The following is a 21,043-nucleotide window of genomic DNA, read 5'->3' on the forward strand; positions in this document are numbered from 1 at the left end:
CGCTACCCTTGTCGACATGCGCGAGCAGGTCCGGAACGGCTTCGACAACCTCGCGGACAACCTTGCCGAGGTGGCCGCCGAGCTGAAGCCGAAGCTGCGCGGGTGGCTCCACCTCGTCAACGCACCGCTCACGCTCGCCGCGGGCATCGTGCTGATCGTGCTCTCGCCGACGGCGGCCACGCGGCTGGGGTCGACGATCTTCGCGGCCTCTGCCCTGGTGCTCTTCACCGTCTCCGCGATCTACCACCGCGGGACCTGGTCGCCGCGGGTCCACGGCTTCCTCAAGCGCTTCGACCACTCCAACATCTACGTCCTGATCGCGGGGTCGTGCACGCCGTTCGCGATCCTGCTGCTCGACGGCCGCGACCAGTGGCTGATGTTGTCGATCTCGTGGGGTGGAGCGCTCGCGGGCGTCCTGATGAAGCTCTTCTGGGCGGGCGCCCCCCGGTGGCTCTCCGCGCCGGTCTACATCGCGCTCGGCTGGGCGCCGGTGTTCTTCTTCGGCGGGTTCATCGACGGGGCGATGTCGCTGGGCGACGCCATCGGCACCGCCGTCATCGTCCTCATCATCGTGGGCGGTGGCCTCTACACCCTCGGCGGACTCGTCTACGGCACGAAGTTCCCCGACCCGTCCCCTCGCTGGTTCGGCTTCCACGAGGTCTTCCACACCTTCACGATCCTCGCCTTCGTCACCCACTACGTCGGCGTGTCGCTGGCGACCTACTCCCTGCGCTGAGCCTGCGTCCCACGTGAGTCCGCTCACGACGGGAATCCGCGAGGGGGTCGCGTTCGTCCTACCTCCGATGCCCACGCACGAGTCCCCCACCCACGAACGCACCCGCACCATCGACCTCTCCGTGCCGCAGCTGGTCGGTGGCTCGGTCGCCGCCGCGACGGCGGCCGCGCTCAGCGACCGCCTCGGCCTGCTCGGGAGCATCGTCGGTGCGGCCTTCGCCAGCGTCGTCTCCGCCGTCGTCGCCGCGTCCCTCGCCGGCTGGCTCCACCGGGCCCGTGACCTCGCCGTACGGCGCGAGACGGTCGCGCAGGGCCGGCTCCGCTCCGCCGCGGTCGGCGCGCTGGCGCTCGGGCTGGTCGCCGTCGCCTTCCACACCGGCCTCGACCTGCTCCTGCGCGACCTGCCGTCGGACACCTTCGCCGCGCGGCTCCTCCTCGAGATGGGCCTGGGTCAGAAGAGCGCGTAGGTCGCGAACACCATCAACGCGGCGGCCACGGCGCTGCCGCCCAGCACGGCGCCCAGCGTGGGTGAGGCGCGGGCGAGCCGCTCGACGGCCTGGTAGAGGCCGGTGAGCAGCAGCAGCGCCACGGTCACGTGGAGCAGCAGCGCGAGCAGCACCCCCAGGACGGCGCCCGCCACCCGGAACCGGCCCCATGCCAGGCCGAGCAGGAAGGGGATCGCCACCGCACCCGCCGCGCCGCCGACCAGCTCGCTCCACCAGGGCCGCTCGCCCATCCACGGAAGCGCGACGCCGGCGTCGAGCAGGTCGACCGTGGCCAGGGTGCCGACGACGACCACGACCGCGATGGTCGTGGCCGCGGCGACGCGGTGGGCCCACGTCCGCGCGCGCGACCAGCCGCCGCTGCCGACGAAGATCGTGGCCGTCGCCACGGCCGTCCACACCAGCCAGCGGCGCACCGGACCGGTGCCGGTGTCGGCCATCGCGTCGCGGAACACCCGGTCTGCGACGTCGCGGTGGACGACGTGGCCCTCGGTCGAGACGTAGGACGCCGGGCCGTCGGCGCCGCCGACCAGGCCGTCGTGGAGCAGTGCGGCGGGCAGGTGGGCGCCGGTCTTGGGGACCAGCCAGGTGAACAGCCACGGGACCGACGTCAGGTCGGTGCGGAAGGCGCCGTCGGCCGGAACCAGCAGCTCGCCGAGCTCGCGGTCGTCGTAGCCGATCCGGCGCTCGAGGCGGAACTCCTCCGCACCGCGCTCGGTCAGCCGCTCGAGCACGATCCGCGGGGCGGCGCCACGGTCGGGCGGCTCGCTCGGCGTACCCCCGTCGTGGAACCGGTGGAGCTGGGGCGTCACCCGAGAGACCTGCATGGCCTCACTCTGGCACCGCGCGGGGACAGCGGAGCGGCTTGTAACGCCGGGTTGTGGCTTGTTCCCCCGGTGGTATGGCGTGGGGGGAACAAGCCGCAACCCGGCGTTACAGCTGGGTCGGGTCGGTGACCGGTCGCTCGCAGACGAACCCCCGGCAGACGTACGCCGCCGGGCGGCCCTCGACCGGGACCCGGCCGACCAGCAGCGGGACCGCGTTCGACTCGCCGTCGGCGACGACCACGACCGCGCCGAGCCGGCGCCGGGCGGCCAGCGCGAGGGCGTCGCGCTCCGGACCCGGCGGTCCCACGACCGCGACCTCCTCCGGCCCGTCGAGCATCGGCACCGCCGCCGCCAGCGACCAGCCGGCGAAGCGGGGGGCCTTCTCGCACAGCGCTGCGACCGAGGCCAGCGCGGCCTCGGCGGCGTCCCGGTGGCGGCCCGAGCCGGTCAGCGCGGCGTGGGTCGCGAGCGCGTGGACCATCGCGGAGGTCCCGCTCGGCGAGGCGTTGTCGGAGGGGTCACGCGGCCGGGCGACCAGGGCCTCGGCGTCGTCCGCCGTGTCGTGGAAGCCGCCGTCCCCCGCCGTGAAGTGCGTGAGCGCCACGTCGAGGACGGCCTCCGCGCGGGTCAGCCACACCGGGTCGCCGGTCGCCTGGAGCAGGTCGAGGAAGCCCGACGCCACGCACCCGTGGTCCTCCAGCACGCCGGCCGGGGCGCCGACCCTGCCGTCGCGCGACACCCGGCGCAGCCGCCCGTCCACGACGTGCACGTCCCACAGGAGCTCCCCGGCAGCCACCGCCGCGTCGACGTAGGAGCCTTGCTCGAGCAGGGTTCCGGCGACGCACAGGCCGCTGATCGCGAGTCCGTTCCACGCGGCGACGACCTTGTCGTCGCGGGCGGGTCGCTCGCGCTCGCCGCGTGCGGCCCGGAGCCGGCGCTGGACGTCGAACCAGCGCACGAGGTCGTCCGGGTCCTCGCGCAGCTGGAGGACGGAGGTCCCCTGCTCGAAGGTCCCGGCCTCGGTGACGCCGAGCCAGCGGGCCGCCCACGGACCGTCGTCGGGTCCGAGCACGGCGGTGAGCTGGGCCGGGGTCCACACGTAGTAGGTGCCCTCGGCGCCCTCGGAGTCGGCGTCCAGCGCGGACGCGAACCCGCCCTCGGTCGTGCGCAGCTCGGTCATCAGGAAGTCGGCGATGCCCTCGGCCGCCCACACGCCGAGGTCGGTGCCCCACTCGGCGTTGGCCCGCAGCAACAACGCGTTGTCGTAGAGCATCTTCTCGAAGTGGGGCACGACCCAGTCGGCGTCGACGCTGTAGCGCGCGAAGCCCCCGGAGAGCTGGTCGTGGATGCCGCCCCTCGCCATGGCCTCCAGGGTGCGGGCGGCCATGTCGCGCGCGGGCCCGGACCCCTCACGCAGCAGGAACGACAGCACCATCGACGGCGGGAACTTCGGCGCTCCGCCGAAGCCGCCGCGGTCGGCGTCGAAGTCACGGGCGAGCAGCGCGACGGCCCGCTCGACGATGTCGCGGCCGACCGGGGCGGGCGCCGCCGCGAGCGGCTGCCGCAGGTGGTCGCGCAGGTTGGCCGCGACCCGTCGTACGTCGTCGGCGCGGTTGTCCCACGCGTCGACCATCGCGCCGAGCACCTGGCGGAAGCTCGGCTGGCCGTGCCGGGGCTGGTCGGGGAAGTAGGTGCCGGCGAAGAAGGGGTTGCCGTCGTGGTCGAGCACGCACGTCATCGGCCAGCCGCCGTGGCCGGTCATCGCGGTCGTCGCGTTCATGTAGACCGCATCGACGTCGGGCCGCTCCTCGCGGTCGACCTTGATGCTGACGAAGTGGTCGTTGAGGTAGGCCGCGGTGGCGTCGTCCTCGAACGACTCGTGGGCCATGACGTGGCACCAGTGGCACGCGGCGTAACCCACGCTGAGGAGCACCGGGACGTCGCGCCGGCGCGCCTCCTCGAAGGCGCCGCTTCCCCACTCCCACCAGTCGACCGGGTTGTCGGCGTGCTGGAGCAGGTAGGGCGACGTGGCGCTCGCGAGTCGGTTCGTCATCACCTCCACGCTAGCGAGGACCCCCCGACACCCGGCCCCACGCGGCGGGGACGATCGGTGCGGGGATGAGGCAGGTGCCCGTCGGGCCACTAGAATCGGTCTCATGCCCTCCACCACGACTCGTCCGGCGCCTGCCGACGTGCCCGTGGTGGGACGCGGCACGACCTCCTCGGCGACCGGCACCAACGGCTACGTGTCGACCTGGGGTGCGCTGCAGGCCGGGTGCCCGCGGCCCGTGGCCTGAGCCGTCCCGCAGATCACCCACGGGACGGCCTCCCAGCGTCCGTGCCGCCCCGACCGCGCCTGCGGTCCCACGTCTGGATCTGCCGATGTCGCACACCTCCTCCCGTTCCGTCCCCTCCGAGCCCGCCCCCCCCGACCCTGGCCCGAGGTCCCACGTCCCCGCGTGGATGCACAGCGAGCCCGCGGGTGGCCTGCTCCTGCTCGGCGCCACCGTCCTGGCGCTGGTCGCCGCCAACTCGCCGCTGAGCGGCACCTACACCGCGCTCCGCGACCTGACCGTCGGCCCGGCCGCGCTGCACCTCGACCTCAGTCTCGGGGCGTGGACGGCCGACGGCCTGCTGGCCCTGTTCTTCTTCGTGGTCGGGCTGGAGCTCAAGCGCGAGCTCGTGGCCGGAGACCTGCGCGACCCCCGTCGTGCGCTGGTCCCGGTCGTCGCCGCGGCGGGCGGCGTGGTCGTGCCGGTGCTGCTGTTCGTGTCCGTGGTGACCCTCACCGGCGGTGACGCCGACGCCCTCGTCGGCTGGGCGGTCCCGGCCGCGACCGACATCGCCTTCGCCCTCGCCGTCCTCGCGGTCGTCGCGCCGCGGGTGCCGGTGGCGGTGCGCACCTTCCTACTGACCCTCGCCGTCGTCGACGACCTCATCGCGATCACCATCATCGCCGTCGGCTACGCCAGCGGGCTCGACGGGGCGATGCTCCTGCTCGGCGGGGCGGGCACGGCCGCGTTCGCGCTCGCCGTACGCCGCCTCCCGTCGCCGTGGCTGCTGGTCGCCCTCGCGCTGACCACCTGGACGCTGGTCCACGCCTCGGGGGTGCACGCCACCATCGCCGGCGTCGCGCTGGCGCTCACGGTCCCGGTGTTCGCCGGGCCGGTCACGGACCGCAGCGATGACGGGCTGGCGGCGGCCGCCGACCTCGGGCCGGCCACCCGGCTCGAGCACGGGCTCAAGCCCTGGTCGGCGTGCGTGGCGGTCCCGCTGTTCGCCTTCTTCGCGGCGGGCGTCGCGGTCGCAGGTCTCGACGGCCTCGTCAGCGAGGCCGCCAGCCCCGTGGCGGCGGGCATCATGGTGGCGCTCGTCGTCGGCAAGACGGTGGGCATCCTGGGCGCGACCTTCCTGGTCACCCGGCTGTCCGGTGTCGACCTCGACCCCCAGCTGCGCTGGCCCGACCTGACCGGGGTCAGCCTCCTCGCCGGCATCGGCTTCACCGTCTCGCTCCTGGTCGGCGAGCTCGCCTACGGGGCCACGGGCCCGCTCGGCGACCAGGCCAAGGTCGGGGTGCTCCTCGGCTCCGTGGTCGCCGCGGCCCTCGCCGCGCTTCTCTTCGGCGTGCGCTCCCGCCGACGCTGACGGGTCAGCCCCGGCGTGCGAGCCGTTCCCCCAGCACCTCGAGGAACTCGTCGGCCATGGCCAGCTGCCGCTCCAGCTTCTCGCGGCGGGTGGCGGCGTCGGCGAGCACCTCGGCCAGCCGCTCGCGCGCGGGCCCGGTGTCGGGCCCGTCGTCGAGCACCGTCTCGATGTCACGTATGGCCCGGGCCATCTCCTCGAGGGTGAAACCGAGCGGCTTCATCCGGCGGATCAGCAGGATCTTCTCGACGTCCTGCTCGGTGTAGAGGCGGAAGCCGCCCTCGGTGCGGGCCGAGGGACGCAGCAGCCCGACCTCGTCCCAGTGGCGCAGGCTGCGCAGCGACAGCTCGGTGCGCTCGGCGACCTCGCCGATGTGCATGGTGCGCGGGGTGGTGTCCTTGCTCACGAAGGCAGCCTGTCACGCGCCGCCGATTGGCAACCCTCACGCTGCGTGAGGTTGAGTGGTGACACGTGACCAGCCACGCCCCCACCGTCCGCGAGACCCTCCGCAGCCCACGCCTGCTGCGCACCGAGGTCCTGGCCGGCCTCGTCGTCGCCCTCGCCCTGATCCCCGAGGCGATCTCGTTCTCGATCATCGCCGGCGTCGACCCCCGGGTCGGCCTCTTCGCCTCCTTCACGATGGCCGTCTCGATCGCCTTCCTCGGCGGCCGGCCGGCGATGATCTCGGCGGCCACCGGTGCGATCGCGCTGGTCATCGCCCCCGTCGCGCGCACCTACGGCATGGACTACCTCGTCGCCACCGTGCTGCTCGGCGGCCTGCTGCAGGTCGCACTGGGCGTGGCCGGCGTTGCCCGGCTGATGCGGTTCGTGCCGCGCTCGGTCATGGTCGGCTTCGTCAACGCGCTGGCGATCCTCATCTTCTGGGCCCAGGTGCCGCACCTGGTCGGCGTGCCGTGGCTGGTCTACCCGCTCGTCGCCATCGGCATCGCCGTCATCGTGCTGCTCCCCCGCGTGACCCGGGCCGTGCCGTCACCCCTCGTGGCCATCGTCGCCCTGACCGCGTTCACGCTCGCGGCCGGTCTCGCCCTGCCCGACGTCGGCGACGAGGGCGCCCTGCCCGACAGCCTGCCCTCGCTGTTCGTGCCCGACGTCCCGCTCACCCTCGACACGCTGCGCATCATCGCGCCGTACGCCGTGGCGATGGCGCTGGTCGGGCTGCTCGAGTCGCTGCTGACCGCCAAGCTGGTCGACGACGTCACCGACACCCGGTCCGACAAGACCCGCGAGGCCTGGGGCCAGGGCGCCGCCAACGTCATCACCGGCTTCTTCGGCGGCATGGGCGGCTGCGCGATGATCGGCCAGACGATGATCAACGTGAAGGCCTCGGGCGCCCGCACCCGCGTCTCGACCTTCCTCGCCGGCCTCTTCCTGCTGGTGCTGGTCGTGGGCTTCGGGGACGTCGTCGCCCTGATCCCGATGGCGGCGCTGGTCGCGGTGATGGTGATGGTCTCGGTCGGCACCTTCGACTGGCACAGCATCCGCCCTGCGACGTTGCGCCGGATGCCGCGGTCGGAGACCATCGTCATGGTCGCGACCGTGGTGGTCACCGTCGCCACCCACAACCTGGCCATCGGCGTCGTCGTCGGCGTCCTGGTCGCGATGACGCTCTTCGCCCGCCGTGTCGCCCACCTGACCGAGACCCACCGCGAGCTGGTGGAGGACGAGCACGGTCGTGCCACCGCCGTCTACCGCGTCACGGGCGAGCTGTTCTTCGCCTCGAGCAACGACCTCTACACGCAGTTCGACTACGCCGAGGACCCCGACCGGGTCGTCATCGACCTCAGTGAGAGCCACGTCTGGGACGCCTCGACGGTCGCCGCCCTCGACGCGATCACGACGAAGTACGAGCGCCGCGGGACGACCGTCGAGATCGTCGGGCTCAACGCCTCGAGCGCAGAGCGGCACGAACGCCTCAGCGGGTCGCTCCCGCCGCACTGACGGTCCATACTCGAACCGTGACGACCCCGCGCGGTGCCAACGAGAGTCCGGGACCGCCGCTGCGGGTCGTGGTCGCCGAGGACGACGTGCTCCTTCGAGCCGGGCTGGTCAGCGTCCTGGAGCGCGCCGGGATGGAGGTCGTCGGCGAGGCCGGCGACCGGGACGAGCTGCTGCGACTGGTCCGCGGCGAGCGCCCGGACCTGGCTCTGACCGACATCCGGATGCCGCCGTCCCAGACGGTCGAGGGACTGGAGGCCGCCGACACGATCAGGCGCGAGCACCCCGACGTGGCCGTGCTGGTCCTGAGTGCGCACGTCGAGGTGGACCACGCGACCACCCTGCTGACCGCCGGTGGCGGTGTCGGATACCTGCTCAAGCATCGGGTCGTGGACGCCGAGGACTTCATCGACACGGTCCGGCGCGTGGCCCGCGGCGGCTCGGTCGTGGACCCGGCGCTGGTGCAGGAGCTCTTCGCCGCACGCCGGCACGAGGACCCGCTCGACGCCCTGAGCCCTCGGGAGCGCGAGGTGCTGGACCTGATGGCCCAGGGGCGCTCCAACGCCGGCATCGGCGAACGTCTCTGGGTGACCGAGGGCACGGTGGAGAAGCACGTCAAGAGCGTCATGCAGAAGCTGCGGCTGGACGACACCCCGGCTGATCACCGTCGGGTGCTGGCGGTCATCACCTACCTCGGGTCCCGCTGACCCCCCGGCCAGCGGGAACTCATGGGGTGAGGCGGACCGGGCCTCGACAGTGAGGGCAGCGGCGACGCGCTCGAGGGGAACCACGGCGAGGCTGGACGCGTCCAGTTCCTCCAGCTCGTTCGGAGCCCGTCATGGTCACCGCATCGTTCGCATCAGCAGCGTCAGCACAGTCCCTCGGCCTCTGGGGCGTGCCCGTCGGCGGCGCCGGTGCGACGATCGCCCGGATCGTCCTCGAACAGCTCGCGGGTGAGTCCGCCGAGAACTTCGCCGGCGCGGCTCTCTCCCACGGAGGAGACGCCCTGGCCACAGCCGTCCCCGGTTCGGAGGTCCTGGTCGCCCACGTCGTCGCGGTCGCGGCCATGCTCCAGGGGTGCGAGCTCGGGCCGCTGGGCTTCGTCCTCACGCTGCTGTGGCCGCTGGGTGGTCCGGTGTGGGGCGGCATCGTCCCGGTGCACACCACCGTGGCCGCGGGCCGACGGGCCTGGGCGGCGCTGCGGCCTCTTCCCGCTAGCGGGAATGGCGCCGCCGCAGCGATCCTCGACACTGGACGTGTGACCCTCCGCGTGGTGATCGTCGACGACAGCGCCCCCTTCAGGGACCTGGCGAGCCGGGTGCTGGCCCGGGACACGATCGAGGTCGCCGGGGTCGCCGGGACCGTGGTCGATGCGCTCGCTCTGGTGCAGGAGGCCGACCCCGACGTGGTCCTGGTCGACCTCCACCTCGGTTCCGAGAGCGGCCTCGAGGTGGCGCGTCGGATCGCCGCCACCGCGCCGGCGAACCGTCCGGTCGTGGTGCTGATGTCGACCCACGGCGAGAACGAGGTGCGGGAGCTGCTGCCGGGGAGCGGCGCGGCCGGGTTCCTCCCCAAGGAGCAGCTGTCAGGTGGAGCCCTCCGGCTGATCCTGGACGGCGTCTCCCGGCTGACCGACCCAGGGCACCCGGACGCGTAGCGTCGTTCCCTGACCCCGCGGACTCGACAGCTCGAGGTCCCCACCCAGTGCGTGGACGCGGTCGGCGAGTCCGACCAGCCCGGTCCCGGCGCCGAGGTCAGCCCCGCCGCGGCCGTCGTCGGTGACGACCAGCAGAGCGTGGTGCGGCTCGAGTGCCAGCTCCAGCCGCACCGAGCTCGCGGCCGCATGCTTCGCGACGTTGCTGAGCGTCTCAGCCGCCACGAAGTACACCGCGACCTCGACCTCGGCCGGGGCACGGTGAGCCGTGCCCGAGACCACCACCTCGACGGGGAGGGCTGAGCGACGGGCCAGGGCGGCCACCGCGGGGCGGAGGCCGCCCTCGGACAGGATCGCCGGGTGAATGCCGTGGGACAGCTCGCGCAGCTCCTCCATGGTGCCGGTCAGCTCCGACTCGATGGCCTCCAGGTGCGCGCGCGCGTCCTCTCCGTCCCGAACCAGGTCACGGACCAGGCGCACGCCGAGAGCGAGCGAGACCAGGCGTTGCTGCACTCCGTCGTGCAGGTCGCGCTCGATCAGACGTCTGGCCTCGTCACCGGCAGCCACGATCCTCCGGCGGGAGTCGTTGAGCTCGGTGCGTGAGTGTGCGTTGGCCACGGCGCTGGCCACGAGCTCGGTGAACTCGCTGAGCCGGGACCCCCCGTCGTCGGGAAGGCTGCGCGTCGTGGACGCCGCCACCAGGGCCCCCCAGACCCCACCGGCCACCATGATCGGGCTGCCGACGCTGGCCCGCACCCCGTAGCCGCGCAGGACCTCTGCGAGCTCACCGGTGACCTGCGCGAAGTCCGCGATGGCGGCCGAGGTACCGGTGTCCCGTACGCGCGCCGCGATGCTGTCGCCGTCGGGCACCAGCCTGGTACCGCTCGCCAGCCACGGCAGGTCGTTGCTCCACGAGGCCACGACCGTGGCCGTGGCGTCAGTCTCGTAGCGCAGCATCAGCGCCAGGTCGACGCCGAGGATGCGGCCGACCTCCTCGGTCACCCGCGCAAAGACCTCCGCGGACGGTGTCTCGCGTGCGACGAGCGTCGCCACCCGGCGCAGGGCGGCCTGCTCACCCTCGAGCTCCAGCCTCGCGGACTCGGCGTCCACCGCCCGCTGCCGGGCGCGCACTGCGAGCTCGCCGAGCAAGGACCCCATCAGGAGGTAGGACCCCAGCGCCAGGGTGTTGCTGGCGTCCGGCATCAGGTTGCGATGGGTCGGCGGGATGGCGTACCAGTCCAGGGCCACGGCGCTGGCCACTCCGACGGTGATCGCGATCGGGAGATCGAGCCGACGCGCGAGGACCACGACCAGCACGATGTCGGCACCGAGCAGCGCCACGGCGACACCTGGTACCTGGGGCAGCCCGGAGATCACCGTGGCGCTCAGGCCGAACCATCCCAGTCCGGCCACCAAGGAGCCGAGCACGTGGCTCGTGATCCGTCGCTTCGGCGATGTCGTCGCCACGTCGCGAAACTACCCGAGCACGTGTCCCGTGCTCGTCGAAGAACGCGGCAGGCGTGGGCGGGACCCCGGGCCCAGCAGCGGTGTCCACCGTCGGAACGTGCCGGCCGCCGAGACCGACGGAGCAGGGGCCTCCCGGACCTGCCCGCCACCACCACCGGTCTCGGGCCCTGCCGTCTCCCAGGCTTCTCGAGCCGGACCGCGCAGCAGAGCGGGCTCCTGCGGTTTCGTGCGGGGTTCGCGCGAGAGCACCGACCTCAGCGAAACCACGTCCTACGGGTGCCCGGGACGGCACGCAGCGTCTGGGAAAGCACCGGGGCCTCTCGCCACGCTCGGCTCGCCACCCAATTTGGGGACTTTCCGGTCCTTTCCCAGGATCGATTGCCAGTGAGAAAGCAGGTCCCTAGCCTCCAGAGGTGGAGGACCTCTCCGTGGCCGAGGCGGCCGAGGTGCTCGGGACCAGCCCGCAGACCGTCAGGACCCTGTTGCGCAAGGGGGAGCTGCGCGGTCACAAGCGCGCGTGGGGGGCGCGCGAGGTCTGGGTCGTCGACGAGGACTCCGTCGTGGCCTTCCTGGACGAGTTCGGACGGCTCGATGGTGCCCGGCGGCGACCGGGCGCGCACCCGACCCCACCGGTCCAGACCAGCGCTCCACCGACGGCCGAGCCGAGCGCGGAGCCGGAGGCCCCGCACGACCTCGGCTGGGAGGACCTCAGCGAGCCGGTGGAGGGCGAGCTGCCGGGCCGGGCCCGACCGTTGCTGCTGCGGCCCCGGGTCCGCGCAGCCGCGGTACTCCTCGTCCTCGGCACACCCGTCCTGGCCGCGTACGTCTCGGCCAGGGTCATGCCGACGTCGCTGTGGTACGCCGAGCTCGGGCAGCAGGACATGTTCCGCTCGCTGGTGACCCAGCGCCTGGCCATCCACCTCGTCGTCCTGGCCGTGGCGTCGGTGTTCCTCGGCGCCAACCTCGCGGCGTCGTTCGTCGGCTCGAGCACCCCGAGAAGCACTGGCCGCTCCGTCGCCACCTCGGTCGTCACCGTCGTGGTGGCCAACCTCTTCGCCGCGCGGGCCGAGGACCACTGGCAGCTGGTGGCCCTGTGGCGTCACCGGAGACCCTTCGGCCTCGCGGACCCCGTCCACGGCCAGGACGTCGCGTTCTTCGTGTTCACGCTCCCGCTGCTCCTCGAGGTGGTGCAGCTCGTGCTGTCGCTGGTCGTCGTCACCACCCTGCTCTCGGTGGTCGTCCGCGTCGCCACCGGGAGCGTGACGCTCCGCCCGCTCCGCGCCAGGACTGCCGCCAGAGGACACCTCGGCCTGCTGGCGGGGCTGTTCCTGCTCGCCACGAGCTGGCGACTGCACCTGGAGACGTATCTGCTGGAGCTGTCGCAACCGACCCCCGGGGGACGGACCTTCGCCGGGGCCAACTACGTCGACCTCGCCGTCCGTGATCCCGTGATCGAGGTGCTCGTGGTCCTGACCGCCGCGCTCGGGGTCCTGCTCCTGCTCACCCCGGTCGTCCGGATCAGGGTGCGGCCGCGGGCTCGGCCGTGGCTCGGCGCCGTCGCGGGCGTGGTCGTGGCGATCACGGCACTGGCCACCACCGTGCTGCCTGCCGTCGTCCAGAGGTACGTCGTCGATCCCAACCCGCTGCTGAGCGAGCAGCAGCACCTGGCCGACTCGATCACGGCGACGCGCGCAGCGCTCGGACTGAGCGGCATCCAGACGGAGGCCTACGAGCCCGACCCCTCACCCGACGCCGCCGACTACGCGGCCACGCGCCGGCGCCTCGACCGGGTCGCGACCTGGGACAACTACATCCTGGGAGCCCGAATGCGCGAGCTCGTCGCGGACCCGCCCTACTTCAGGCCCGACGAGCCGGCCCTGGACGTGAGGACCGTCGACGGCGAGCCGCAGCTGACCGTGGTGGGGGCCCGGGAGCTGGACCCGTCGTCGGAGGACGACTCCACCGGCAGCTGGGAGAACGACCGGCTCGCCTACACCCACGGTCTCGGCCTGGTGCGGATGTCGGCGAGCGCCGTCGACGAGCGCCGCCAACCCCGCGTGCTCGACGCCGGCTCGGGGGTGAAGGAACCGCGGCTGTACTTCGGCAACCTCGCCGGCGTCGAGCAGCCGACCGAGGACGAGGGACCCGGCCACGGCGGTGGCGCCGGAGCGCTGGCCCTGCTCACCCCCGTGCTGGATCCGCGGATCGCCGATCCCGGCTGGGTGCTCGCCGACACGCGTCGTCCCGAGGTCGACTTCCCGCCCACCTCGCCCCGCGCCGAGGGTCCCTACCACTACGAGGGCTCGGGGGGCATAGCTCTGTCGGACTGGAAGCGGAAGCTCGTGTTCGCCCTCGCCCTCGGCAGCAAGGAGCTGCTGCTCTCCGACGACCTCACTCCGGCGTCGCGCCTGCTGATGCACCGGGACGTGCACGAGCGACTCGAGGTGCTCGCGCCGTTCCTGACCTGGGAGGAGTCCGCCTCACCCGTCCAGAGCGGCGGCCGGGTGGTCTACCTCGCCCACGGCATGACGACGTCGGGCAGCTTCCCCTACGCCGAGGCCGTGCCGCTCGGAGACGGCAGCGTGAACTACGTCCGGGGATCGGTCGTCGCGACGGTCGATGCCTTCGACGGCACCGTCTCCATGTATGTCGCCGATCCGGAGGACCCGCTCATCCGAGCCTGGCAGGACGTCTTCCCGAGCCTGCTGCGGCCCTTGAGCGAGCTGCCCGATCCCCTGCACCGGCAGCTGCGCTACCCCACGGCCCTCTTCGAGGCCCAGGCCACGGCGTACGAGCGCTTCCACGACACCGATGCCTCGGTGTTCGCCAGCGAGTCCGACGTCTGGTCGCGGCCACTGGCCCTCTCCGGGCCCATCGACGTCGCGGGCGACGTCGACTTCGACGAGGACGACGAGGACGACCTGCGGCTACGGCTGGAGACCGGGACCGTCTACACCGTGCCCGCCGGCGAGCAGTCACCGCGGCTGGTTCGCCAGACCTACTTCTCACCCGCGCGCGGCCAGAATCTCGTCGCCAGCCTGAGCGGCTGGATCGGTGAGGACGGCCGACCACGACTCGGCTCCCGGCTCCTCACGCGGGACCCGGTCAACCTCGGCCCGGCGCAGGTGAGCCGGCTGGTCTTCGCGCAGCCCCGTGTCCGGAACCTGCTCGGCCTGCGCAACCTCGAGATCCGCGACCTCACGGCGTCGTCGCTGAGCTCGGTGCTCCTCGGTCGCCCCCGGATCCTGCTCACGCCGCAGGGCGTGCTCCAGCTGCAGAGCCTGTACGAGGGGTCCCGTGGCGCCGGTGCCGCCCGGCTGCTGGGGGTCACCGCCTACCTCAACGGCAACGCGGGTCTCGGCCCCGACATCCAGAGTGCGCTCCGGCAGGCTCTCAACCAGCCTCCACTGGTGCAGGTCCTGACGCCCCCGGCGCCGGTGCTCGTCGGGCGCCCCGTCGAGGTCGGGTTCTCCGTGCAGAACGCCCGCCGGGTGACGGTGCGGGTCACCCCCTCCCAGGGTCCGCCGTTCGTCGACCGGATCCGAGCCACCGACGGCGAGGACTCCACGACCTGGTACCCGCGCGCGCCGGGGCGCGCTCGGATCACCGTCGTCGTCGACGGCTTGGACGGCACCAGGTCCCGCGCCTCGGGTCAGGTCGACGTCCTGGGGCCGCCGCCCACGCTCCGCGTGGTGAGCGCCCCCGGCGAGGCGGTGGTCGGCGAGCCGTACCGGCTCGCGTTCGACCTGGGTCACGCGTCCTCAGCGCGTGCCCGCGTCTCGACCGACGAGGGCGTGGTGCTCGACCGCCGCTACGACCGCACCGCCGGCACCCGCGAGCTGATCTGGACGCCGACGGCGACCGGCGAGGCCGTCGTGACGCTGCGTGCCTACGGCACCGACTCCCGCGCGACGAGCCGCCGGATCCGCCTCGAGGTGGTGGCCACCGACGCCGTGAGTCCCCCGACCGTGACGTTCGCGGTGATGCCGACGCGTTTCGTCGTCGGCCGCCCCGCCCGGTTCACCGTGGCAGCCTCCGACTGCACCACCGGCACCGTGAGGGCCCGAGCGCCGGACGGCACGACGAGCACCTGGAACTTCGCGTGCCCGGCATCCGAGGCCGTCATCACCTGGATCCCGACGGCACCGGGGAAGCACCTCCTCACGGCGAGCGCGCGCGGACGCGACGCGACCGTCCGCACCCAGCTGGAGGTGACGGTCCTCCAGCGTCGGTCCGCCTCCGTGGACGGAGGCACGCCATGACGGAGGCGTCGCCGTTGCGGGCGGATCCGGCCGGAGGGCCCGCGTGGCAGCGGCAGGTGGGTGCGGCGGCCGTGTGCGCCACGACCGGCGTGGTGGCCCACGTGGTGGGTGCGGCGCTCCCGCCGTACCTGGCGCTGGTGCTGCTCGGGACCGGACTGGTCGGGGCGGGATTCCTGATGGCCTGGGCAGCCGACGCCGGCGAGTCGGTGTTCTCCGGAGGCCTCGTGCTGGCGGCAGTCGCTCTCCTCACCGTGCTGCCGGAGTTCGTGATCGAGATCAGGTTCGCCTACATCCAGGCCACCGATCTCGTCACGGCGAACCTCACGGGTGCCACCCGCCTGCTGCTGACCGGCGCCGCCGCGGTGCCGCTCCTCGTCGCCTGGGTCGCGAGAGCGCGTGCCGAGCGCACCGAAACCCTCACCCTCGGCGAGAACCGTCGTCTGGAGCTCGCCACGCTCGCGGTCACCGCCCTGTTCGCCGTCCAGATCGTCATTCGTGGTCAGCTCAGCGCCGTGGACGGGGTGATCCTCGTGGCCTTCTACGTCCTCTACGCGCGGCGGGTGCAGGGGACCCTCGGGGAGCGCGCCGCGGTCGCCGGCGTGCCCGCGGGCCTCGTGGCGCTGCCCGTCGACCGCCGGCGGCCGGCGATCGCGGGGATGATCGCCTTCGCCGGCGTCGTCGTGCTGATCGTGGCCAACCCCTTCGCCGACGCGATCCTCGCTGCCGGGACCGCCCTCGGCATGGACCCCTACCTGCTGATCCAGTCGGCCGTGCCGGTGGCGACCGAGGCACCGGAGTTCGTGGTGGTCGGCGTGCTCGTGGCCAACCACCGACCGGCGCAGGGGTTGGCCCTGTTCCTCGCGTCGAGCGTGAGCCAGTGGACCCTCGGGATGGGTCTGCTGCCCTTGGCGTACCTGGCGGGTGGCGGCGGCCCGGCCATGGCGCTCGCGCCGCGGGAGCAGCTCGAGATCACCTTCACCATCGCGTGCACCCTCTTCATCGTGGCCTCTCTCTCCACCCTCCGTCCGACCCGGGTCGACGCCGCACTCATCGGTGCCGTCTTCCTCGTCCAGCTGGCCTACCCCAGCCCCGCCGTCCGGCTCGCGGCCACCGTGGTCATCGGTGTGTTCGCGGCAGACCTGTTGTGGGAGAACCGGCGGGAGGTGGGCGCCTCGCTGCGCTCGGTACGGCGGCGAGGTCCGGGCCCGGCTCCGACCGCGTAGCTCCCCGGGCCATCGCGTGCACCTGCCCGGAGCGAGGCGCTCCGGGCAGGCGAAGGACGTTGGCGAGGGTGGGCTAGTCGTCGGCCTCGCGCTCGTCGGCCTCGCGCTCATTGCCTCCGTTCTCGTTCTCGCCCTTCTCGTTCTCTCCGGCCTCGTTCTCGTCACGCTCGTCCTCGTCGGCCTCGTGCTCCCCGTTTGCGTGCCGGGCCACGACCCGGCCACGGGCGCGGGCGTCGCCCTCGTCGTCGGCCTCGCTCTCCTCCGGTTCGACCTCCTCCCTCTCGTCGTCGACCTCGTCGGGCTCGTTCTCGCCGCGCTCGACGGTGTCGCTGCCGTTGTCCTGGGGAGAGAGGGGGGCCGGTCCGGTGCTGCAGCCGGCGGTCGTGAGCACGAGCAGGACCGCGATCAGCGCGATCCCCAGGTGCAGGACGGGGGTGAGGTGACGCGGGCTGGTCGCAGATCGGGGGCTGGTGTGTCGGGACATGTGAGGAGCTCCTGGTGATGGGGTGTGGGCGATGACGAGGGTTGGCGCTGGAGGACTACTCGCCACCTCCGTACGCCGCCTCGACGACCTCCTGGGTGGCGAGCACCGTCGCCAGGGAGGTCGCGAGGGCAGCAGAACCGGCGTCGGTCAGCGTGTAGGTGGAGCGCGCGGTGGTGAGCTGCGAGACCTCCGAGGAGTACTGCGTGAGCGTGTCGGACATGCCATCGGTGTAGTCGTCCCCAGCGCCCTCGGGGGGCAGCGCGATCACCGTCGCCAGGGTCGCGTCGCGGTGGGAGTAGGTGGTGGTGAGGCTCTCCGAGAGCGACCGGAGGACCCGCGGGCGCTGCAGGCCGTCGTAGGCCGGCACCAGACGGGTCCCCACACGGTGGTCCAGGCGCAGGGCAGCCAGCACGGCCGGCGGGCCGGGAGGGTCGTCGCTCTCCGGGTCGGTGGGGGGCTTGCCGATCAGCGACTCGGCGGACGCGTGCGTCCGCGACAGGTTCCTGCGCAGGCGCGTCAGGGCCAGGCGCGCACGTCGAGGGTGGTCGGCTGCCAGCTGGGCGGTGGCGGCGTCCAGTGCGGCATCGGCCCTCGTGAGGTCGGTCCGCGACGCCGACGAGACCGTGGGCGGCGCGTCGACCGCACCGGCTGCCGGGGCGGCATCCAGGCCGAGGCCGACCGCCACGACGGCAGCGACGGTGAGGGAGCCGCCGGTGCGCCGGGGCCGGGTCGGTGCGGTGGTAGCAAGGGGATCCATGGCTGGTCCTGGTTCTCGAGGCGATGAGTGGTGTGTGAACCACTGTCGCGACGAGCGCGCGCCACCACAGCGCTGCCAGCGGGACCCTTCCGATACCGGTCAGCGGGTAGACGTCAGAGCGGCGGCGACGCCGCCTCAGCCGAAGCGGACGGCCAGCCGTCGTCCGAGCTCGGCCACGCCGGCGTCGAGGTCGTCCGGCGGCGGGGCGGCACCGGGGAGGCAGGCCTCCCAGGCGACACCCAGTGCGCGGCGTACCTCCTCGGCGTCGGCGGGAGGGACGGCAAGCGGCTCGTTGGCCGGGTCGGTGACCGGCAGGTCGTCGGCCGACCCGACGAGCCGTACGCCGTCGCGCGAGGCCGCGCGCAGGATCTTCTGGTTGAGCTTGCGGGCGGTCGCCCCGCCCGCGCGGTCGGTCACCGGCCGCTGCTCGTGGTCGCGCAGCGGCAGCAGCGCCTGGACGGGTTGCCGGCGGGCGCGTTCGTAGGCCAGCCGCGGCAGGCCGACCAGTGACTCGTTGAGCCGTCGGAGCAGGTCGCAGGAGGCGTAGCCCAGGGACTCGTTGACACGGACACCGGCGTCCGGGGGCGACACGGAGGCCAGGCCGGAGGCCTCGCCGAACCGCTGCCACAGCAGCTCGGCCGGTGCGCCGGCCCGCGGGACGGTCACGACGGACACCTGCGCGACGCCGGGGTTGCCGCTCCAGGCACGGACCATGCGGGGCACGTCCTGGGTCCGGCGGTAGTTCTGTGCGGGCTTCGGGCTGGTCGGGCCCGACCGGGGGCGCGAGCGGGTCGCCCGGCGGGACCCCTGGACCGCGGCGAGGTAGTCGTCCCACGACTCGAGGCCCTTGTTGCGCACGAAGCTCTGCCACTGGGCCGGGAGCGCGGAGTGCTGGTCGCGGACCGTCAGCACGACCTCGACCGGGGTGCCCGCGAACGGCTCGACCACCTGCTGGACCCGCTGCTCGGAGGCGAAGGAGAGGAACTCGTGGGAGTAGACGGCCGTCCCCGTCCGCTCGAGGGTGCGGGCGGCGAGGTCGCGCCACGCCTTGCCACCACCGCGCTTCGTGATCAGCGGGAGCCCGTCGACGGCGCGCGACTGGGCCCGGAACGCGCCACCGGCGTAGAAGGCCTCGACGTTCTCGAGCACGCCGCTCTCCAGCACCCGCTGGAGGTAGGACGTGCCGGACTTCATGGTGCCGATGTGCAGGACGACCCGGTCGACCACTGACGTTGCTCCTCTCCTGCCCGGGCGGCGAGAGCCGCGGGCGAGCGGGACAAGAATGGCACCGACGGCGCGCGGTGGCGAGGACGGCCCGGACCAGCCGCGGGACGACGATCCGTCCGGGAACCAGGGGGTGGTGCTCCCGGACGGACCGCGTCAGTCCTCGAGGACCGAGGGAGGGAGGTCGAGCCCGGGGACGAGCTCGACCAGCAGGTCACGCACACGTGCGTCGAGGTCGGCGACGATCGTGCGGACAGTCGCCTCGTCCTGCCCGCCGGGGTCGGCGACCGGCCAGTCGACGTAGCGCACGCCCGGCACGTAGGGGCACTCCTCGCCACAGCCGAGCGTGATCGCCATGGTGCTGGCGGCCACGGTGTCGCGGGTGAGCAGCTCGGGCGTCTCGCGAGAGGTGTCGAGCCCGAGCATCTCGAGCACCGCGGCGACCTCGGCGTGGATGTGCTCGCCCGGCTGGGTGCCGGCCGAGAGCGCGACGACCCGGCCACCGGCGTAGTGCTCGGCGAGCACGCGGGAGATGACGGACCGGCCGCCGTTGCGGACGCAGGCGAAGACGACCTGCGGGACGTCGGTGGTCATGACGGGCTCCTCGTCTCGGGGTGGGGGACGACGACGTCGCCGGCTGCCTCGCCGACCTCGGGGTGGAGGTAGCGGACCAGGGCCACCCCGACCAGGCCGCCGACGACCTGGGCGAGGACGAAACCGGCGACCGAGCCGGGCGCGATGCCGGCGAAGGAGTCGGAGAAGACCCGACCGACCGTGACGGCGGGGTTGGCGAAGGAGGTGCTGGAGGTGAACCAGTAGGCGGCGCCGATGTAGGCACCGACAGCGGGGGCCGCGAGCGCGCCGCGACCGGTCCGGGCCAGCGCGAAGATCAGCGCGACCAGCCCCGCGGTCGCGACGACCTCGCCCAGCCAGAGCGGGAGCCCGGTGCGCTCGGTCGTCGCGAGCCGGGTCACCTCGACCTCGAACATCACGTTGGCGAGCACGGCGCCGAGGACGCCGCCGACGAGCTGCGCGGCGGCGTACGACGCGACCTCGGCACCGCTCAGCCCCGACCTCGTACGCCGCCCCAGCAGCCAGTCGGCGGCGGAGACGACCGGGTTGAAGTGGGCACCGGAGACCGGGCCGAACAGCAGGATCAGGACCGTCAGGCCGAGAACCGTCGCGGTGGAGTTCTGGAGCAGCTGGAGGCCGACGTCGTCGGGCGAGAGCCGTTGGGCGGCGATGCCGGAGCCGACGACGACGGTGACGAGCAGCGCGGTGCCGACGAGCTCGGCGACCAGCCGGCGCGTCAGGTCGGGAGCGGTCATGCGGAGGCCTCCGGGACGAGTCGGGGGGCGAGCTGCGCGACCCGCGTCGCGAGCTCGTCGTACGCCGCCTCGAAGGCGGCCCGGCGCCCGACCCGGACCGGGTCGGGCACGGACCAGTGGGCCCGGACGCCGGCCGGGTCCAGCTCCTCGTAGGCGCGGTCGCAGACGGCCACGACGTAGTCGCCGTCGGCCGCGACCTCGTCGAGCAGCCGGGGCTCCTGCTGGACCAGGCGGAGCCCGTGGCGCTCGGCCGTCTGCCGCGCACCGGCGGCGATGCCCGGCGCAGGGTGGGTGCCGGCGGACGCGGCCGGGACCTCACTGGCCGTGCTCCACAGCGCTGCGGCGAGCTGGGAGCGCGCCGAGTTGGCGGTGCAGACGAACAGCACGCGCGACGCCGCGACCGGCCGCGGCGCGGCACCCTCGAGCGCCCCGGGCAGCAGCCGCACGTAGGAGCGTCGGCGGTCGGCCTCCGACCGGCGGCGGGCGACGACGCCGGCGTCCTCGAGGACGCGCAGGTGGTGGGCGAGCAGGTTCGACGGCATCGCCAGCAGGGCCTGGAGCTCGCCGGGCGAGGCGTCGCCCTCGGCGAGGCGGTCGGTGATCCGGAGCCGGGCCGGGTCGGCCAGCGCGGCGTGCACGCGCACGCGCTGCTGCAACCTCTCAATGCTCATTGAGTCAATGATCACTGAGGGACAGTGGGCTCGTCAACCGGCGCGTCGGTGCCGGCGCTGCCCCGGGACGGCCTTGGCGCGACCCGCCACGACCAGGAACACCACCATCGCCGCGAAGACCACCGTCACCATGCAGGTGAGCATCAGCGCCCAGGTGAGGGTGCTCCAGTCGTGCTGCGAGTACATCGGCATGACCACTCCTTCCTCCGCCATCCAGCATCGGGTCCCCGGGGGTCGGTCCGCAGGGGCAAAGGTCCCCTTCCTGGGGGACCTCAGGTGCCGCGACCTCGAAGCGCTCCCGACGGCGCCC

General features: G+C 73.3%; 20 protein-coding genes. 9 read left to right on the forward strand and 11 right to left on the reverse strand.

The genetic code is table 11. The features are described 5' to 3' along the window. Positions 1–16: 16 nt before the first annotated feature. Together trhA and ABD091_RS04940 are read left to right on the forward strand one after the other, a co-directional pair. On the forward strand, positions 17–736 hold the full coding sequence (gene trhA, locus ABD091_RS04935) for a PAQR family membrane homeostasis protein TrhA (protein ID WP_343916036.1): 720 nt from the start codon (positions 17–19) through the stop codon (positions 734–736). A gap of 67 nt (positions 737–803) precedes the next feature. Beyond that, complete coding sequence (locus ABD091_RS04940; protein WP_343916037.1) at positions 804–1,202, forward strand: hypothetical protein; 399 nt, start codon at positions 804–806, stop codon at positions 1,200–1,202. Here ABD091_RS04940 and ABD091_RS04945 read toward each other — a convergent pair. Further along, positions 1,187–2,065 carry a DUF1353 domain-containing protein gene (locus ABD091_RS04945; protein ID WP_343916038.1) on the reverse strand — a complete coding sequence of 293 codons (879 nt, stop codon included), beginning with the start codon at positions 2,063–2,065 and terminating at the stop codon, positions 1,187–1,189. The genes ABD091_RS04940 and ABD091_RS04945 overlap by 16 nt on opposite strands. Before the next feature lie 106 nt (positions 2,066–2,171). Further along, positions 2,172–4,118 carry a thioredoxin domain-containing protein gene (locus tag ABD091_RS04950; protein ID WP_343916039.1) on the reverse strand — a complete coding sequence of 649 codons (1,947 nt, stop codon included), beginning with the start codon at positions 4,116–4,118 and terminating at the stop codon, positions 2,172–2,174. A 103-nt stretch (positions 4,119–4,221) separates the two neighbouring features. On the opposite strand from ABD091_RS04950, the gene ABD091_RS04955 reads away from it, so the two are divergent. Then, a complete protein-coding gene (locus tag ABD091_RS04955) occupies positions 4,222–4,362 on the forward strand; it encodes a hypothetical protein (RefSeq protein ID WP_343916040.1) in 141 nt (46 codons plus the stop codon). 166 nt (positions 4,363–4,528) lie between these two features. Then, the gene (gene nhaA / locus ABD091_RS04960; RefSeq protein WP_343916041.1) at positions 4,529–5,710 is read left to right on the forward strand and encodes a Na+/H+ antiporter NhaA; all 1,182 of its coding nucleotides are present in this window, start codon (positions 4,529–4,531) and stop codon (positions 5,708–5,710) included. A 4-nt stretch (positions 5,711–5,714) separates the two neighbouring features. Here the strand turns inward: nhaA and ABD091_RS04965 are convergent, their stop codons facing one another. Beyond that, the gene (locus tag ABD091_RS04965; RefSeq protein WP_343916042.1) at positions 5,715–6,113 is read right to left on the reverse strand and encodes a MerR family transcriptional regulator; all 399 of its coding nucleotides are present in this window, start codon (positions 6,111–6,113) and stop codon (positions 5,715–5,717) included. Between the two features lie 65 nt (positions 6,114–6,178). On the opposite strand from ABD091_RS04965, the gene ABD091_RS04970 reads away from it, so the two are divergent. From ABD091_RS04970 to ABD091_RS04980, 3 genes are all read left to right on the forward strand, one after another. Then, the gene (locus ABD091_RS04970) at positions 6,179–7,666 is read left to right on the forward strand and encodes a SulP family inorganic anion transporter (protein ID WP_343916043.1); all 1,488 of its coding nucleotides are present in this window, start codon (positions 6,179–6,181) and stop codon (positions 7,664–7,666) included. A 17-nt stretch (positions 7,667–7,683) separates the two neighbouring features. Beyond that, the gene (locus tag ABD091_RS04975) at positions 7,684–8,370 is read left to right on the forward strand and encodes a response regulator transcription factor (protein ID WP_343916044.1); all 687 of its coding nucleotides are present in this window, start codon (positions 7,684–7,686) and stop codon (positions 8,368–8,370) included. A 131-nt stretch (positions 8,371–8,501) separates the two neighbouring features. Continuing rightward, positions 8,502–9,320: a response regulator gene (locus tag ABD091_RS04980; protein WP_343916045.1), complete on the forward strand. Its 819-nt coding sequence runs from the start codon at positions 8,502–8,504 to the stop codon at positions 9,318–9,320. On the opposite strand, the gene ABD091_RS04985 is transcribed toward ABD091_RS04980, so the two are convergent. Beyond that, positions 9,249–10,784 (reverse strand): sensor histidine kinase, encoded by a 1,536-nt coding sequence (locus ABD091_RS04985; RefSeq protein ID WP_343916046.1) that lies wholly within the window; start codon positions 10,782–10,784, stop codon positions 9,249–9,251. The two genes, ABD091_RS04980 and ABD091_RS04985, sit on opposite strands and share 72 nt — an antisense overlap. A 413-nt stretch (positions 10,785–11,197) precedes the next feature. Between ABD091_RS04985 and ABD091_RS04990 the strand changes: the two genes are divergently transcribed. After that, complete coding sequence (locus ABD091_RS04990) at positions 11,198–15,046, forward strand: UPF0182 family protein (RefSeq protein ID WP_343916047.1); 3,849 nt, start codon at positions 11,198–11,200, stop codon at positions 15,044–15,046. Then, positions 15,043–16,269, forward strand: coding sequence for a hypothetical protein (locus tag ABD091_RS04995; RefSeq protein ID WP_343916048.1), 1,227 nt, complete (start codon positions 15,043–15,045; stop codon positions 16,267–16,269). Before ABD091_RS04990 ends, ABD091_RS04995 begins: the two co-directional genes overlap by 4 nt. Before the next feature lie 73 nt (positions 16,270–16,342). On the opposite strand, the gene ABD091_RS05000 is transcribed toward ABD091_RS04995, so the two are convergent. The 7 genes from ABD091_RS05000 to ABD091_RS05030 form a co-directional block, all read right to left on the reverse strand. After that, positions 16,343–16,753: a hypothetical protein gene (locus ABD091_RS05000; RefSeq protein WP_343916049.1), complete on the reverse strand. Its 411-nt coding sequence runs from the start codon at positions 16,751–16,753 to the stop codon at positions 16,343–16,345. Between the two features lie 55 nt (positions 16,754–16,808). Next, positions 16,809–17,510 (reverse strand): hypothetical protein, encoded by a 702-nt coding sequence (locus ABD091_RS05005; protein ID WP_343916050.1) that lies wholly within the window; start codon positions 17,508–17,510, stop codon positions 16,809–16,811. Between the two features lie 135 nt (positions 17,511–17,645). Further along, positions 17,646–18,737, reverse strand: a complete 1,092-nt coding sequence (locus ABD091_RS05010) for a hypothetical protein (protein WP_343916051.1) — start codon at positions 18,735–18,737, stop codon at positions 17,646–17,648. 153 nt (positions 18,738–18,890) lie between these two features. Beyond that, positions 18,891–19,328, reverse strand: coding sequence for an arsenate-mycothiol transferase ArsC (locus tag ABD091_RS05015; RefSeq protein ID WP_343916052.1), 438 nt, complete (start codon positions 19,326–19,328; stop codon positions 18,891–18,893). Next, positions 19,325–20,062 carry an aquaporin gene (locus ABD091_RS05020; protein WP_343916053.1) on the reverse strand — a complete coding sequence of 246 codons (738 nt, stop codon included), beginning with the start codon at positions 20,060–20,062 and terminating at the stop codon, positions 19,325–19,327. Before ABD091_RS05020 ends, ABD091_RS05015 begins: the two co-directional genes overlap by 4 nt. Next, positions 20,059–20,733, reverse strand: coding sequence for an arsenate reductase/protein-tyrosine-phosphatase family protein (locus ABD091_RS05025; protein ID WP_343916054.1), 675 nt, complete (start codon positions 20,731–20,733; stop codon positions 20,059–20,061). Before ABD091_RS05025 ends, ABD091_RS05020 begins: the two co-directional genes overlap by 4 nt. A 33-nt stretch (positions 20,734–20,766) precedes the next feature. Next, positions 20,767–20,925, reverse strand: a complete 159-nt coding sequence (locus tag ABD091_RS05030; RefSeq protein ID WP_343916055.1) for a hypothetical protein — start codon at positions 20,923–20,925, stop codon at positions 20,767–20,769. Positions 20,926–21,043 lie beyond the last annotated feature (118 nt).

It is taken from the genome of Nocardioides aestuarii, assembly GCF_039527245.1.
In the GTDB taxonomy this organism is placed as follows: Bacteria; Actinomycetota; Actinomycetes; order Propionibacteriales; family Nocardioidaceae; genus Nocardioides; species Nocardioides aestuarii.